The 13,488-nt window shown below is 61.6% G+C and carries 13 protein-coding genes; 11 read left to right on the forward strand and 2 right to left on the reverse strand.

Annotated features, from left to right (window positions below; all coding sequences use genetic code 11):
• Positions 1–134 precede the first annotated feature (134 nt).
• Together HDE72_RS10130 and HDE72_RS10135 are read left to right on the forward strand one after the other, a co-directional pair.
• The gene (locus HDE72_RS10130; protein WP_183739863.1) at positions 135–1,871 is read left to right on the forward strand and encodes a proline--tRNA ligase; all 1,737 of its coding nucleotides are present in this window, start codon (positions 135–137) and stop codon (positions 1,869–1,871) included.
• Positions 1,872–1,876: 5 nt separating this feature from the next.
• Entirely contained in the window at positions 1,877–2,494 is a 618-nt protein-coding gene (locus HDE72_RS10135) for a lytic transglycosylase domain-containing protein (RefSeq protein WP_183739866.1), read from the forward strand.
• Positions 2,495–2,610: 116 nt separating this feature from the next.
• On the opposite strand, the gene HDE72_RS10140 is transcribed toward HDE72_RS10135, so the two are convergent.
• Both HDE72_RS10140 and ffh read right to left on the reverse strand, forming a co-directional pair.
• The gene (locus HDE72_RS10140; RefSeq protein WP_183739869.1) at positions 2,611–3,006 is read right to left on the reverse strand and encodes an SWIB/MDM2 domain-containing protein; all 396 of its coding nucleotides are present in this window, start codon (positions 3,004–3,006) and stop codon (positions 2,611–2,613) included.
• Between the two features lie 430 nt (positions 3,007–3,436).
• The gene (gene ffh, locus HDE72_RS10145) at positions 3,437–4,804 is read right to left on the reverse strand and encodes a signal recognition particle protein (RefSeq protein WP_183739871.1); all 1,368 of its coding nucleotides are present in this window, start codon (positions 4,802–4,804) and stop codon (positions 3,437–3,439) included.
• On the opposite strand from ffh, the gene HDE72_RS10150 reads away from it, so the two are divergent.
• The 9 genes from HDE72_RS10150 (at position 4,803) to HDE72_RS10190 (ending at position 13,427) form a co-directional block, all read left to right on the forward strand.
• Positions 4,803–4,964, forward strand: a complete 162-nt coding sequence (locus tag HDE72_RS10150) for a hypothetical protein (protein ID WP_183739874.1) — start codon at positions 4,803–4,805, stop codon at positions 4,962–4,964. The genes ffh and HDE72_RS10150 overlap by 2 nt on opposite strands.
• Before the next feature lie 84 nt (positions 4,965–5,048).
• Positions 5,049–5,558: a sigma-70 family RNA polymerase sigma factor gene (locus tag HDE72_RS10155; RefSeq protein WP_183739876.1), complete on the forward strand. Its 510-nt coding sequence runs from the start codon at positions 5,049–5,051 to the stop codon at positions 5,556–5,558.
• A gap of 2 nt (positions 5,559–5,560) precedes the next feature.
• The gene (locus HDE72_RS10160) at positions 5,561–6,544 is read left to right on the forward strand and encodes a FecR domain-containing protein (protein WP_183739879.1); all 984 of its coding nucleotides are present in this window, start codon (positions 5,561–5,563) and stop codon (positions 6,542–6,544) included.
• 209 nt (positions 6,545–6,753) lie between these two features.
• Entirely contained in the window at positions 6,754–7,032 is a 279-nt protein-coding gene (locus HDE72_RS10165) for a hypothetical protein (protein ID WP_183739882.1), read from the forward strand.
• Complete coding sequence (locus tag HDE72_RS10170; RefSeq protein WP_260176600.1) at positions 7,029–8,723, forward strand: PepSY-associated TM helix domain-containing protein; 1,695 nt, start codon at positions 7,029–7,031, stop codon at positions 8,721–8,723. Before HDE72_RS10165 ends, HDE72_RS10170 begins: the two co-directional genes overlap by 4 nt.
• A gap of 2 nt (positions 8,724–8,725) precedes the next feature.
• Positions 8,726–9,064, forward strand: a complete 339-nt coding sequence (locus HDE72_RS10175) for a DUF3325 domain-containing protein (protein ID WP_183739885.1) — start codon at positions 8,726–8,728, stop codon at positions 9,062–9,064.
• An 85-nt stretch (positions 9,065–9,149) separates the two neighbouring features.
• Positions 9,150–10,337, forward strand: a complete 1,188-nt coding sequence (locus HDE72_RS10180) for an efflux RND transporter periplasmic adaptor subunit (protein ID WP_183739888.1) — start codon at positions 9,150–9,152, stop codon at positions 10,335–10,337.
• 5 nt (positions 10,338–10,342) lie between these two features.
• Positions 10,343–12,310 (forward strand): MacB family efflux pump subunit, encoded by a 1,968-nt coding sequence (locus tag HDE72_RS10185; RefSeq protein WP_183739891.1) that lies wholly within the window; start codon positions 10,343–10,345, stop codon positions 12,308–12,310.
• Between the two features lie 145 nt (positions 12,311–12,455).
• On the forward strand, positions 12,456–13,427 hold the full coding sequence (locus HDE72_RS10190) for an ABC transporter substrate-binding protein (protein WP_260176613.1): 972 nt from the start codon (positions 12,456–12,458) through the stop codon (positions 13,425–13,427).
• The last annotated feature ends 61 nt before the right edge of the window (positions 13,428–13,488 follow it).

Here is a 13,488-nt window from a genome sequence, read left to right on the forward strand (position 1 = left end):
GCCTTTTCGGAGGGCGAAAAGCGCCGGATTCGCACCAATTGAGCGCATTTGTGTAAAGTATGGACGCATCAGCCAGCTAATCCTTTAAAATTAGGTTGATTATAACCCTCTCTTTTTAAAAAGAATTCACCGTTATGCGCGCCTCCCGTTTTTTTATTTCCACACTTAAAGATGCACCTTCTGACGCAGAAATCGTCAGCCACCAATTAATGATGCGTGCAGGCATGATCAAACGCCTCGGTTCCGGCATCTACACCTACATGCCGATGGGCTTGCGCGTGATCCGCAAGGTGGAAGCCATCGTGCGTGACGAGATGAACAAGGCCGCCGGTATCGAACTGCTGATGCCGCTCGTGCAACCTGCTGAACTGTGGCAAGAGACTGGCCGCTGGACCAAGATGGGTGACGAGCTGATGCGCGTAAAAGACCGCCACGGCCGCGAATATGCGATCCAGCCGACCTCGGAAGAAGTCATCACCGACGTCGTGCGCACGGAAATCAAATCCTACCGCCAGTTGCCGCTGAACTTTTATCACATCCAGACCAAGTTCCGCGACGAGCGCCGTCCGCGCTTCGGCCTGATGCGCGGCCGCGAATTCACCATGAAGGACGCTTACTCCTTCGACCGCGACCTGGCCGGCCTGCAAGCATCGTATAAAGTCATGTTCGACGCCTACACGCGCATCTTCACGCGCTTCGGCTTGAAATTCCGCGCCGTGGCGGCTGACAACGGCGCCATCGGCGGTTCCGGTTCGCATGAATTCCACGTCATCGCCAACACCGGCGAAGATGCACTCGTGTATTGCCCAACTTCCGACTACGCCGCCAATATGGAAGCGGCTGAAGCGTTGCCGCTGGCAGGCGAGCGTCCAGCTGCTACCCAGGCATTGACGAAAACGGCCACGCCGGACACCGTCAAGTGCGACACCGTGGCCGCCCTGCTGGGCCTGGACCTGAAGCAAACCGTAAAAACCATCGCCCTGACGGTGGAAACGGAAAAAGACGGCAAAGTGGCTAAACAGTATTTCATGCTGTTGTTGCGCGGCGACCATGAATTGAACGAGATCAAGGTAGGCAAGGTTGCCGGCCTGGCCGGTCACCGTTTCTCGACGGAAGCAGAAATCCTGGAAGTCTACGGTTCCATCCCTGGCTACCTGGGCCCGATCGGCACGAAAGCACCGGTCACCATCGTGGCGGACCGTACAGTTGCTCACATGAACGACTTTGTTTGCGGCGCGAATGAAGGCGGTTTCCACTACACGGGCGCCAACTGGGGCCGCGACGTGGCCGAGCCTGCCATCGTGGCCGACTTGCGCAATGTGGTCGCTGGCGACGCCTCGCCAGACGGCAAGGGTGTGCTGGCCATCGAGCGCGGTATCGAAGTGGGCCACGTGTTCCAGCTGGGTACGGCGTACTCGGAAAGCATGAAAGCCACCTTCCTCGATGAAAACGGCAAACCGGCGCCATTGCAGATGGGTTGCTACGGCATCGGCATCACGCGCATCCTGGGCGCCGCCATCGAACAGAATTTCGATGACAAGGGCATCGTCTGGCCAGCCTCGATCGCGCCCTTTGAAGTGGTGCTGTGCCCGATGGGCATGGACCGTAGCGAACTGGTCAAGGAAGAGACGGAGAAGCTGTACGCGGCCCTGCAAGGCGCTGGCGTCGATGTTATCGTCGACGACCGTGGCTTGCGTCCTGGCGCCATGTTTGCTGACTGGGAACTGATCGGCGTGCCACACCGCGTCGTTATCGGCGAGCGCGGTCTGAAAGAAGGCAAGCTGGAATACCAGGGCCGCCGCGACACGGAAGCGACTGGCGTGGCGCCAGACGAGATCGTCGCCTTCATCCAGGGCAAAATGGCGCAGTGAAGCGCATGCAAGTAAATAAAACGGCTGGCGCCCTCGCGCTGGCCGCCTGCCTGGCCTGCGCTCCCTTTGCGCAGGCTGGCAACCAGAAGGAAGAGGCGCTGGCCGATTCCGTACGCCTGGCCCTGTCGCAAGCCATCCTGGATGGACGTCGGCCGCAAGCCCGATTTACTTCAAACACGGAACTGCAGCGCTACCAGCAATGGCTGGCGCAGATGTCGCAGCGCCTGCAGCGCAAGCTGCCCGATACCCAGCTGCGCACGGAATTTCTGGAAACCGTCTGGTATGAATCGCGCCGTGCAGGCCTGGAGCCGGCCCTGGTGCTGGGCCTGATACAGGTGGAGTCAGCCTATCGAAAATATGCCGTCTCGCTGGCGGGTGCGCGCGGCTATATGCAGGTGATGCCATTCTGGACAGGCGTCATCGGCGATAACGATCGCAGCAAGCTGTTCCACATGCAGACGAACCTGCGCTATGGCTGTTCCATCCTGCGCATGTACCTGGATATGGAAAAAGGCGATGTGTACTTGGCGCTTGGCCGCTACAACGGCAGCCGTGGCCGGCCCGAGTATCCGAATGCGGTGCGGGCCGCGTGGCAGCAGTGGGAATTCAAGCCTGCCGGGTGAATAACCCTACGGCAACTGCCGGGGTACGACCCGGAGGGTCGGACCCCAAAAAAATGCCCCGCTCGCTTTTTAGCGGCGGGGCACTCACATGGCTTGCTAGCCCTGCGTCGTTCTTATTATTTCAAATGATCGGAGATGAGTTTCGTCATTTCAAACATGGAGACCTGGGCTTTGCCGCTGAAAACGGCTTTGAGCTTGTCGTCCGCATTGATCATGCGGCGGTTGGCCGGATCTTGCAGATCGTGTTTTTTAATGTAATCCCATACCTTTTTGGTCACTTCAGTGCGCGGCAGCGGTGCTGCGCCAACGACGGCCGCCAGATCTTTCGATGGCGTCATGGCTTTCATGAATGCTGCGTTTGGTTTGCGTGGTGTTGCCGGTGCTGCCGCTTTCTTTGCCGCTGCTGGTTTAGCTGCTGCTTTGGCTGCGGGTGCTGCTTTCTTCACTGCGGCAGGCTTGGCTGCTGCTGCTTTGGCTGGCGCTGCTACTGGGGTTTTTTTGGCTGTTGCCATCTTCGAGCCTCCTTAACAAACACATGGGAAATTGCGCAATTGATCGCACGGCTAATATTGGTGTGGATTTAGACAGTATGCAAGTGTTTTTCACGTTTTCACGAGGAAAAAGTAACGAAAAGACGCGCCTGTCTCCCGGGCGCACCGCTTGGAAGCCCGGAAGACCGTTTTTGCCCGGAAATGGCATGGTTGCTGGCTATGCGGGGAGGGGGGAGAAAAGCGGGGGAGTCGTTATGCCGAACACACGAAAGTGCAGTACGGCATTACTTTGGAGCGATGTTTTTGACCTTCAGAACTTGGATACGCGGCGTATGGAAAGCTTTCAAAATCGTAGCGAGCGGGGATGATTTGTGGCCGAGAAGCGCAAGCGCACGCATGTGCGCTGAGCATCGCCGGCCGCAAAGCGCCCCGCGCAGTAGATTTTGAAGCTTTATCTCATACCTGGCATCATGCCTTTCATGCTGCGCATCATCTTCATCATGCCGCCGCCCGACAATTTCTTCATCATCGTCTGCATTTGCTCGAATTGCGTCAGCATGCGGTTCACTTCCTGCACCTGCACGCCAGCGCCGGCAGCGATGCGGCGTTTGCGGGTGGCCTTGATCAGTTCAGGCTTGGCGCGTTCCTGCGGCGTCATCGAATCGATGATGCCGCACATGCGGCGCACTTGCTTGTCGGCCTGATCCATGTTCTTGCCGCCTGCCGCCTGCTGGAACTGGGCCGGCAGCTTGTCCATCAGATTGGCCATGCCGCCCATTTTCTTCATCTGGCCCAGTTGCGCCTTGAAGTCATTCATGTCGAACTTGCCGCCGACCTTGATTTTTTGCGCCAGGTCGGCTGCCGCCTTGCTGTCGACGCCCTTGCGCGCTTCTTCCACCAGCGCCAGGATGTCGCCCATGCCCAGAATACGGTTGGCCATGCGGGTAGGATCGAATGCTTCCAGGCCATCGAGTTTTTCCGAGACACCGGCAAACTTGATCGGCTTGCCCGTGATATGGCGCACCGACAGGGCCGCACCGCCGCGCGCATCACCGTCCAGCTTGGTCAATACGATACCGGTCAGCGGCAGCGCATCATTAAAGGCCTTGGCCGTGTTGATGGCGTCCTGGCCCAGCATGGCGTCGACCACGAACAGGGTTTCGATCGGTTTCACGGCGCCGTGGATGGCGGCGATTTCACGCATCATCTCTTCATCGATACCCAGACGGCCTGCCGTATCGATAATCAGCACATCGTGGTAATGCTTTTTGGCCCAGTCCAGCGCGGCCAGGGCGATATCGACCGGCTTGTCGTCGCTGGTGGACGGGAAGAAGTCGGCGCCAACCTGAGCAGTCACCGATTGCAGCTGGGCAATAGCGGCAGGACGATACACGTCGGCCGAGACGGTCAGCACTTTCTTCTTCTTTTCTTCTTTCAGGTATTTCGCCAGCTTGCCGACGGTGGTGGTTTTACCCACACCCTGCAGACCGGCCATCAGGATGATGGCGGGCGGCTGCTGCGCAAAGCTGATCTGCGACGCTTCCGGGCCCAGGTCGGCGCCCATGATGGCGGCCAGCTCGCGCTGCACCACGCCCACCAGGGCCTGGCCAGGCGTGAGCGAGGAAATGACATCCTCGCCCAAGGCTTTTTCTTTGACTTTGGCGATGAATTCGCGCACGGCGGGCAGGGCGACGTCGGCCTCGAGCAATGCCAGGCGCACTTCGCGCAGCATCTCGGCGGTGTTCGATTCGGTCAGGCGCGCCTCGCCGCGCATGGTCTTGACGACTTTGGCAAGCCGCTGGGTAAGATTATCTAGCATGATGAACCTGCAATGGAAAGCTGAAGATGAGACGGCGCTAGCCGGACGATGGCCGCCATTTTACCCCATCGCGCTGCTGTGGCGGCCCTGGCCAGCGCCGGCCCGCCAGCTGTCTCTTTTTACGCGGCTTGGTCTGGTTGGCAATATCACGATTGCATGAAAGCTACGACAAGGTTAAAATGAGAATAATTCTTATTTACATTGGGCGCATAGGCCGAACAGCGCCTGCGTTGAAAGGGATGCCATGCCGGCCGCCGAAATTACCCAGCACCAGGAACTGCACGCGCTCTACCGTAGCCATTTCGGCTGGCTGCAGGGCTGGCTGCGGCATAAGCTGGGCAATGCCTTCGAAGCGTCTGATCTCGCGCAAGACACCTTTATCAGTGTCTTGACGGCGGGGCATGCACCGCAGATACGCGAAGCGCGCCCTTTCCTGGCAACCATCGCGCGCCGCCTGGTGGCGCACCGCTATCGCCGGCAAGTGCTCGAAGAAGCGTACCTGGCCGCGCTGGCGTGTTTGCCGCCCGAGGTGGCGCCCCCGCCGGAAGCGCGTTTGCTGGCGCTCGAAGCGCTGCAGGAAATCGATGCGGCGCTCGATGGCTTGCCGCCGCCCGTGCGCCAGGCTTTCTTGCTGGCGCAACTCGAAGGCCTCAGCTATGCCGACATCGCCGAACGCCTGGGCGTATCGAGTAGTTCCGTTAAGCAATACCTGACGCGGGCCAACCGCCACGTCTTTTTCGCCCTGCCGGCATGAGCATGCTGTGTGAACCCGTATCGCGGGCAGCGATCAGCGAGGCCGTGGAAGAGCAGGCGGCCGAATGGCTGACGCTGCTGATGTCGGACGAAGCGGGCGAGCAGGAGCGCGCGGCCTGGCAGCGCTGGCGCGCGCTGGATCCTGAGCATGAACGGGCCTGGCAGCATATCGAAGCCGTCACGCAGCGCTTGCACGGCTTGCACCGTGGCGCGGCCGCGCAGGCGCTGTCCAGCACAGGTGCGCCAGCCAATCGCAAGCGGCGCCAGTTGCTGCTCTGGCTGGGTGTGGTGGGCGGCACCGGTTTGCTGGCTGCGCAGACCGATGCCTGGCAGGGTGCACGCAGTTTGCGCGCCGATTACCGCACGGCCACCGGCGAGCAGCGCGAGGTGGCGCTGCATGACGGCAGCGTGGTGACGCTCAATACCGGTTCGGCCATGAATGTGCGGTTTGATGGCCAGCGCCGCCTGATCGAACTGCTGGCCGGCGAGATTCTGGTCGTCAGCGGTCATGGCGCTGGCAGCAACGCGCCGCTGGTGGTGGCCACGCGCGAAGGCCTGGTGCGCGCGCTGGGCACGCGTTTTTCGGTGCGCCAGGATGCAGGAAAAAGCACGGTGGACGTGTTTGAAAGCGCCGTCGAGGTCCGTCCGCACGACAGCGCTGGTGCGCCATTGCAGCTGGCTGCCGGGCGCAGCGTGAGTTTTTCGCGCGTGCACGCGGATGCGCCGCACGCGCTGGACGCCTATGCCGACGCCTGGTCGCGCGGGCAAATGATCGTCGACGACGTGACCCTCGGTGAATTTATCGCCGAACTGTCGCGCTACCGGCCAGGCATCCTGCATTGCGCGCCCGAGGTGGCCCAGCTGCGCCTGTCGGGCGTCTTCCCGCTGGCCGATACGCAGCGCATCCTGAACATGCTGCCCAATTCCCTGCCGGTGCAGGTGCGCAGCCGGACCCGCTACTGGGTCACGCTGGAAGCAGTTCAGTAGTCCCTTCAAAAAATATTTTTCATTTCGGCTGCCCGTTTTTCATTCTCGCGGCACCTGTAGTTGAGAGACGTATTTTTCATAACTGGTGCGCGCAGTCCGTTTATACGGACCCGCAGCGCCGCCATAAACATTTTGATGGAAGGACGCAGTGTGATGCATCTGACGTACAAGCTTTGCCGCCGGGGACCAAGGACGGGGGCGCCGTGGTGATGAAATCCGCCCCTATGCTGTTGTTGTCGCGCGTGCTGGCCGCCATTTTCGGTGGCTACGCGCTTACTTCCGGCGTGGCCGTGCTGCTGGCCGCCGTGTTGCCCATGTCGCGCGCCGAAGCCGTGCTGACGGCCACCCTGAGCGCCTTCGTGGTGTATACCTGCGCGGTGATCTGGGTGTTTGCCGTGCACGACCTGCGCCGCGTCTGGATGGGCATGCTGCTGCCGGCCATCGTCTGCGGCGGCCTGGGCCTGCTGCTGTCGCGGGGTGGCGCATGAGCACGACGCTGGAAAAAGTGGCAAAAACACCACAGCAAGGAGGCTTGCGGCAAGCCATGGCCTGGCTGCATACCTGGTGCGGCCTGTGGATTTCCTGGCTGCTGTTCGCCATCTTCCTGACCGGCACCCTGGCCGTCTTCGATGATCCCATCGGCCACTGGATGACGCCGGAACATGCACTGGAAGAAGCGGCGCATGCGAACGATACGCCGCCGCCCAAGGTCACGGACCGCGCCAACCGTTTGGCGCTGGCGCTGGACTTCATGGAAAAAGAGCATCCCAAGGCCGATATGTGGGAAATCTGGCCGGTGCAGCGCCCAGGCCAGGGTTTGTCCGCCTACTGGTTCCAGCCCAGCGGCGGTTATGGTTCGGCCGAGCTCAATCCGCTGACAGGGGCGCTGGTCGAACATGCGCCTGACGCAAACCAGCGCGACACCATCGGCGGCCATCATTTCGTCGATTTCCATTATGAACTGCATGCGGGCCGCATCGGCGTGTGGATCGTCGGTATCACCACCATGATCATGCTGGTGGCGCTGGTCAGCGGCGTGATCACGCACAAGCGTATCTTCAAGGATTTCTTTACCTTCCGCCCGGCCAAGGGCCAGCGTTCCTGGCTCGATGCGCACAACGCGGTGGCCGTATTGACCTTGCCGTTCCAGTTCATGATCGCCTATACGGGCATTGCATTTTTCAGCGATGACTACGTGCCGGCGCCCGTGGTGGCCCAATACGGCATGGAAAACGGCAAAAAGGCATTTCTCAGCGACTGGAATGACGTGGGTAAGCCCGCCCGCATAGGGCAGCCGATGGCGATACCGGATCTGGAACAGTACGCGCTGCGCGCCGAGCAGACCATCCATCAGGAAATCCGCGCCGTGGTGCTGGACAACCCGAACGACGCCTCCATGCGCGTGTGCATGTATGGCTGGAATGAGGAGTCCGACAAGCTTCAACGCATCAGCGCCAATACGGGCATGGCTTGCTACGCGCTGGCCACGGGTGAACAGATCGCCGTGCGCCAGCCGGGCAAGGCCGATTCGGGCCCTGCCGGCCTGACGCGCATCGTGATGTCCAACCTGCACATGGCGGCCTTTGGCGGCACGCCCATGCGCTGGCTGTACTTCTTTTGCGGCCTGGCCGGCACGGCCATGATGGGCACGGGCGCCATTTTGTTCATGGTCAAGCGCCGCCAGCGCGCCGGCGGCGAATTCGGCAGCGCCACCGAACGCGTGTACCGCATGATCGAATGCCTGAACGTGGCCGCGATTGCCGGCCTGGCCGTGGCCTGCATCGGCTATTTATGGGCCAACCGCTTGATCCCGGTCGGCATCGAACACCGCGCAGGCTGGGAAGTGCGGGCCTTCTTTGGTCTCTGGTTTTTGATGCTGGTGCACGCCTGCCTGCGTCCGGAAAAACGTGGCTGGATCGAACAGCTGGCGCTGCTGGCCGTGCTGTGCGTGCTGCTGCCCGTCTTGAATGTGCTGAGCACGGGCGACAACCTGGTGGCGCAGATCACGCGCGGCGACTGGGAAAGCGCTGGCGTGGAATTGTGCAGCGTAGCTTTTGGCTTGCTGGCCGCCTGGGGCGCCTGGAAAGTCCACAAGCGCAAGGAACAGCCGCTCAAGAAAGCCGCCAGGGAAAACCGCAGCGCGCCGGCCAGCCTGCAAACGACGATGGAAGGACATTGAAAATGAACGTGATTTTGTGTGCACTGGGCCTGTCATATGCGGGCATGGCCAGCCTGAGCCTGGCGATGGACCGCCACCACGGCCAGGTCTGGGGCCGCGATGCAGCCGTGAACGTGCGGCGCGCGCTGCAAATGGCGGGGGCGGTCTTGCTGGCGCTGGCCATCTGGCCCTGCGTGGCTGGCTGGAGCGCCACCGTCGGCTTTGTCGCCTGGCTCGGTTTTATTTCGGCTGGTGCGCTGCTGGTGGCCTTGCTGCTGCCGTACGCACCCAGGCTGTTGTTGCGTAGTTCCCTGCTGGCAGCCGTCGCCGCGCTGGCAGGGCTGCTGACCTTCCTGCAATAATTTTTGCTTGCTACCTCAAGGATAGATAGATGTTTTTTTCACGCCTGGCGACACCATTTTTGACTCTACACAAGGCGGCTTCCTGATGGCCGCCCGCATACCCAGGCGCCGCGCGCGCATTATCGGTGGCGTTGTTTTGCTGGCGCTGTTCGGCGCCGGCGCTGTCTGGGCCACGCGCGCGCCGAAAACCGTGTTTGACACGGCAGCAGTCAAGCGCGGCAATATCGAGGCCAGCGTCACGGCCATCGGCACCCTGCAGCCGCAAACCTATGTCGACGTGGGGGCACAAGTGTCGGGCCAGATCACGCGCCTGCATGTGCAGCCCGGCAGCAGTGTGGAAAAAGGCCAGTTGCTGGCCGAGATCGACCCCAGCGTGCAGCAAGCCACGGTCGACGCAGGCCGCGCCGCCCTGGCAGGCCTGCGCGCGCAGCTGGCCGACCAGCAGGCGCAGCACCGCCTGGCAGGCCAGCAGCATGGGCGCCAGCAGCAGATGGCCAAGTTTGATTCCACCCCGCTGGCCGACGTGGAAACGGCCGAAGCCACCCTGGCCTCGGCGGCCGCCAAGATCGATCATTTGAAGGCGCAGATAGACCAGACCCAGGCCAGCCTGAAGGCCGATGAAGCGCGCCTGGGCTACACGCGCATCTACGCGCCGATGGCGGGCAAGGTGGTGGGCCTCGATGCAAAAGAAGGCCAAACCCTGAATGCGACTTACCAGACGCCGAACATCCTGCGCATCGCCGACCTGTCGGCCATGACGGTGTGGACGGAAGTGTCGGAAGCGGACGTGCGCAAGGTACGCCCGGAGATGCCGGTGTATTTCACTACCCTGGGCGGCGACCAGCGGCGCTGGAGCGGCAAGGTGCGGCAAGTGCTGCCGGCGCCACCGGTGCCGGGCGGTAGCAGCAGCGGCACGGCGCTGGCGCCATCGTCCAGCAAGGTGATTTTATACACCGTGCTGTTTGACGTCGATAACGCAGACGGCGAGCTGATGCCGCAAATGACGGCGCAAGTGGTGTTTGTCACGGCATCGGCCAAGAATGTGCTGGCCGTCCCCTTGCCAGCCTTGAAACCTTCCAGCCAGGAAGGCGCGAAGGCCGGTGAATTTACGGCCCGCGTGCAGGGTCTTGACGGCAAGGTCGATACGCGCACCGTGACAGTGGGCGTGCGCAACCGCCTGAACGCGGAAGTGCTGGACGGCTTGCGCGAGGGCGAATTGCTGGTCACGGGAGAGCAGCCAGCCGGTAACGGCGCCAGCAGGTTCCAGCTATGAGCGCGATGAGTGACGCTGATAAAAACCAGCCCCTGATCGCACTGCAAGGCATACGCAAGCGTTACGGCGGCCACGATGGCGCACCGGCCGTGGAAGTGCTGCGCGGCGTCAGCTTGTCGATAGGCGCTGGCGAATTCGTCGCCATCGTGGGCGCTTCCGGTTCCGGCAAGTCGACCCTGATGCATTTGCTTGGGTGCCTGGACCGGCCCAGCGACGGTAGTTATCACTTTGCCGGCCAGGACGTGGCCAGTTTGAACCCTGACGAACTGGCGTGGCTGCGGCGCGAGGCGTTCGGCTTCGTGTTCCAGGGTTATCACTTGATCGCCACCGAATCGGCGCGCGAAAACGTGGAAGTGCCAGCCTTGTACGCGGGCATGCCGGCCGCCGAGCGCCACGCCCGCTCGGAAGCACTGCTGAAACGCCTGGGCCTGGGCGAGCGGCTGGACCACCGCCCGAATCAATTATCGGGCGGCCAGCAGCAGCGCGTGTCGATTGCGCGCGCGCTGATGAATGGCGGGCGCATCATCCTGGCCGATGAACCGACCGGGGCGCTGGACAGCAGCAGCGGCGCCGAAGTCATGGCCTTGCTGGGTGAATTGGCGGACGCGGGCCACACCGTCATCCTGATTACCCATGACCGCAAGGTAGCGGCCCAGGCGCGCCGGGTGATCGAGATACGCGATGGCGAAATCATCGAAGATTCGGGCGCCGTGGCCATTCCCGCCACCTCGGCCGCGCTGCCGCCGCTCGATATGTCGGGCGCCGCGCATGACACCGGTGCTTCCCTGATCACGGAATTGCTCGATGCGGCGCGCGCCGCCTGGCGAGTAATGTGGATCAACCGCTTCCGCACGGGCCTGACTTTACTCGGTATCATCATCGGCGTGGCGTCGGTGATCGTGATGCTGGCCATCGGCCTGGGCACGCGCCAGCAAGTGATGGCGCAGCTGGGCGCTTTCGGCTCCAACCTCTTGTATATGTCGTCGATAGGCGAAAGCTCGCGCATCCCGGGGCGCAGCATCACCCTGGCCGACCTGGAAGCGCTGGCCGAGGTGCCGGGCATCGCCCACGTGCTGCCGAATGTCACCGGCAACAAGGTGATACGGCATGGCAACCTCGATGTGCAAACCTATGTGCGGGGCACGGGCGCGGCGCTGCCGCAGATCCAGACCTGGCCGGTCGCCTATGGCGGCTTCTTCACCGAGCAGGATGAGCGTGAAATGGCCACCGTCGCCGTGCTGGGCTGGCGGCTGGCGCACAAGCTGATGCCCGACATACCGAATCCGGTGGGCGAGACCATTTTGATCGGCAATGTGCCATTCCAGGTGATCGGCGTGATGAGCGAGAAGGGCGCGCTGACGGGCGACAAGGATGAAGACAATGTCTTGCTGCTGCCGTTTTCCACGGCCGGCATTCGCGTTTTCGGCCAGCGCGAGCCGACCTATATCGTGCTGGCGGCCGACGATGTGAAGCGCATCGCGCAAACCGAGAAAACCGTCGACGAGACCATGTTCGAGCGCCACCGCATCCGCGACTATGGCATCAGCAATGCGGCCGCCTCGATTGCCGCCGAAGCGCGCACGCAAGACAATATGACCATGATGCTCAGCCTGATCGCTGCCGTGTCGCTGGTGGTGGGCGGCATCGGCGTGATGAATGTGATGCTGATGACGGTGCGCGAGCGCACGCGAGAAATCGGCATCCGCATGGCGACCGGCGCGCGCCGGCGCGACATCTTGCGCCAGTTCCTCACCGAAGCGGTGCTGGTGTCGGTGGTGGGCGGCGTGGCGGGCATCCTTGTCGGCATCACCTTTGCCGGCTTGCTGCTGGTATGGGAAGTGCCGGTGATCTTTTCACTGAGCGCCATCGGCGGCGCTTTCGGCTGCGCCGTGGTAACGGGCCTGGTGTTTGGCTACATGCCGGCGCGCAAGGCGTCGGGACTCGATCCGGTGGTGGCGCTGGCGGGGCAGTAATGCTGAAAAACATGTTTATGCTAGAAAAAGGTTGCTCCTGACTCAACACGCGGTACTATCTCTGCATAATAAAAAAACAGTGTTTCGTTGCCATGCGCTTGCTGGCACACCTCAACCACTACAGGAGAAATCGATGCACAGAAACATGTCCGTGAAGACCGGTATTGCCGCAGCAGTATTGCTGGCGTTTGGCCTGGGCAGCGCCCAGGCGCAAGATGTTGTGCGCCTGGGTAACTTGAAATTCGCCCATTACGGCGCCGTGTCGTATATCAAGGAAATCGCGCCCAAGTGCGGCATCAAGGTCGAAGAGCACGTGTTTGCCAAGGGCCTCGATGTGATGCAGGCGATTATTGCGGGCGAACTGGACGTGGGCGCGACGGCGTCCGAGGCGGCCATTTCCGGCCGTGCCGGTGGCGCACCGATTTATGTGGTGGCCGGTTTCGCCAAGGGCGGCGCGCGCCTGGTGGCGGGTGCGGGGCAAAAGATCGCCAGCGTGCAAGACTTGAAGGGCAAGCGCGTGGGCGTGACGCGCGGCGGCATCCAGGAAGTGCTGTTGCTGGCCGAGCTGGCGCAGAGTGGCTTGACGTTTTCCGAGAAAAAGGGCCAGGATGTGCAACTGGTGTTCCTCGCTTATGCGGATTTGAACCAGGCGCTGATGGGCAAGAATATCGACGCCATGATGCAGTCGGAACCGCAATCGTCGCAGGCGATCAACAAAGGTTTCGGCGTGGAAATCCTGAAGCCGTATGACACGCCGATCGGCGAGCCCGTGCGCACCATGGTGATGACGGAAAAGTTCTACAAGGAACGCCGTCCGGTGGCCGAGAAATTCATGCGCTGTTTCGTCGAAGCCACCAAGGCCTTTATCGATAACCAGGCTACGGCGGAAAAATATGTGCGCGAAGTGGTGTTCCGTGGCCAGATCACCAAGCAAGACTTCGATGACGCCATCAGCAATTCGCCGTATTCCTATGACATCACGCCCGAACATATCCAGATCACCACCGACGTGATGGTGAAAACAGGCGTGGGCCGCATGAGCAAACCGCCGGTGGCCAAGGATTGGGTGAAAACCGATTTGCTGGATCAGGCCAAGAAGAGTTTGAACGTCAAATAAGTTGTTGACGATGCAACCTCCGCGCCATCACTGGCGCGGAGGTTTTTTTATGCCGGCAGTA

It is taken from the genome of Janthinobacterium saanense (genome assembly GCF_014200675.1).
In the GTDB taxonomy this organism is placed as follows: domain Bacteria; phylum Pseudomonadota; class Gammaproteobacteria; order Burkholderiales; family Burkholderiaceae_D; genus Janthinobacterium.

What these genes read in the sequence shown, in the direction of transcription:
- HDE72_RS10160 (WP_183739879.1), top strand. Translation starts at nt 5,561, where the DNA reads ATGCTGTGTGAACCCGTATCGCGGGCAGCGATCAGCGAGGCCGTGGAA.
- HDE72_RS10175 (WP_183739885.1), top strand. Translation starts at nt 8,726, where the DNA reads ATGAACGTGATTTTGTGTGCACTGGGCCTGTCATATGCGGGCATGGCC.
- HDE72_RS10185 (WP_183739891.1), top strand. Translation starts at nt 10,343, where the DNA reads ATGAGTGACGCTGATAAAAACCAGCCCCTGATCGCACTGCAAGGCATA.
- ffh (WP_183739871.1), bottom strand. Translation starts at nt 4,804, where the DNA reads ATGCTAGATAATCTTACCCAGCGGCTTGCCAAAGTCGTCAAGACCATG.
- HDE72_RS10170 (WP_260176600.1), top strand. Translation starts at nt 7,029, where the DNA reads ATGAGCACGACGCTGGAAAAAGTGGCAAAAACACCACAGCAAGGAGGC.
- HDE72_RS10155 (WP_183739876.1), top strand. Translation starts at nt 5,049, where the DNA reads ATGCCGGCCGCCGAAATTACCCAGCACCAGGAACTGCACGCGCTCTAC.
- HDE72_RS10135 (WP_183739866.1), top strand. Translation starts at nt 1,877, where the DNA reads ATGCAAGTAAATAAAACGGCTGGCGCCCTCGCGCTGGCCGCCTGCCTG.
- HDE72_RS10165 (WP_183739882.1), top strand. Translation starts at nt 6,754, where the DNA reads ATGAAATCCGCCCCTATGCTGTTGTTGTCGCGCGTGCTGGCCGCCATT.
- HDE72_RS10190 (WP_260176613.1), top strand. Translation starts at nt 12,456, where the DNA reads ATGTCCGTGAAGACCGGTATTGCCGCAGCAGTATTGCTGGCGTTTGGC.
- HDE72_RS10180 (WP_183739888.1), top strand. Translation starts at nt 9,150, where the DNA reads ATGGCCGCCCGCATACCCAGGCGCCGCGCGCGCATTATCGGTGGCGTT.
- HDE72_RS10140 (WP_183739869.1), bottom strand. Translation starts at nt 3,006, where the DNA reads ATGGCAACAGCCAAAAAAACCCCAGTAGCAGCGCCAGCCAAAGCAGCA.
- HDE72_RS10150 (WP_183739874.1), top strand. Translation starts at nt 4,803, where the DNA reads ATGATGAACCTGCAATGGAAAGCTGAAGATGAGACGGCGCTAGCCGGA.
- HDE72_RS10130 (WP_183739863.1), top strand. Translation starts at nt 135, where the DNA reads ATGCGCGCCTCCCGTTTTTTTATTTCCACACTTAAAGATGCACCTTCT.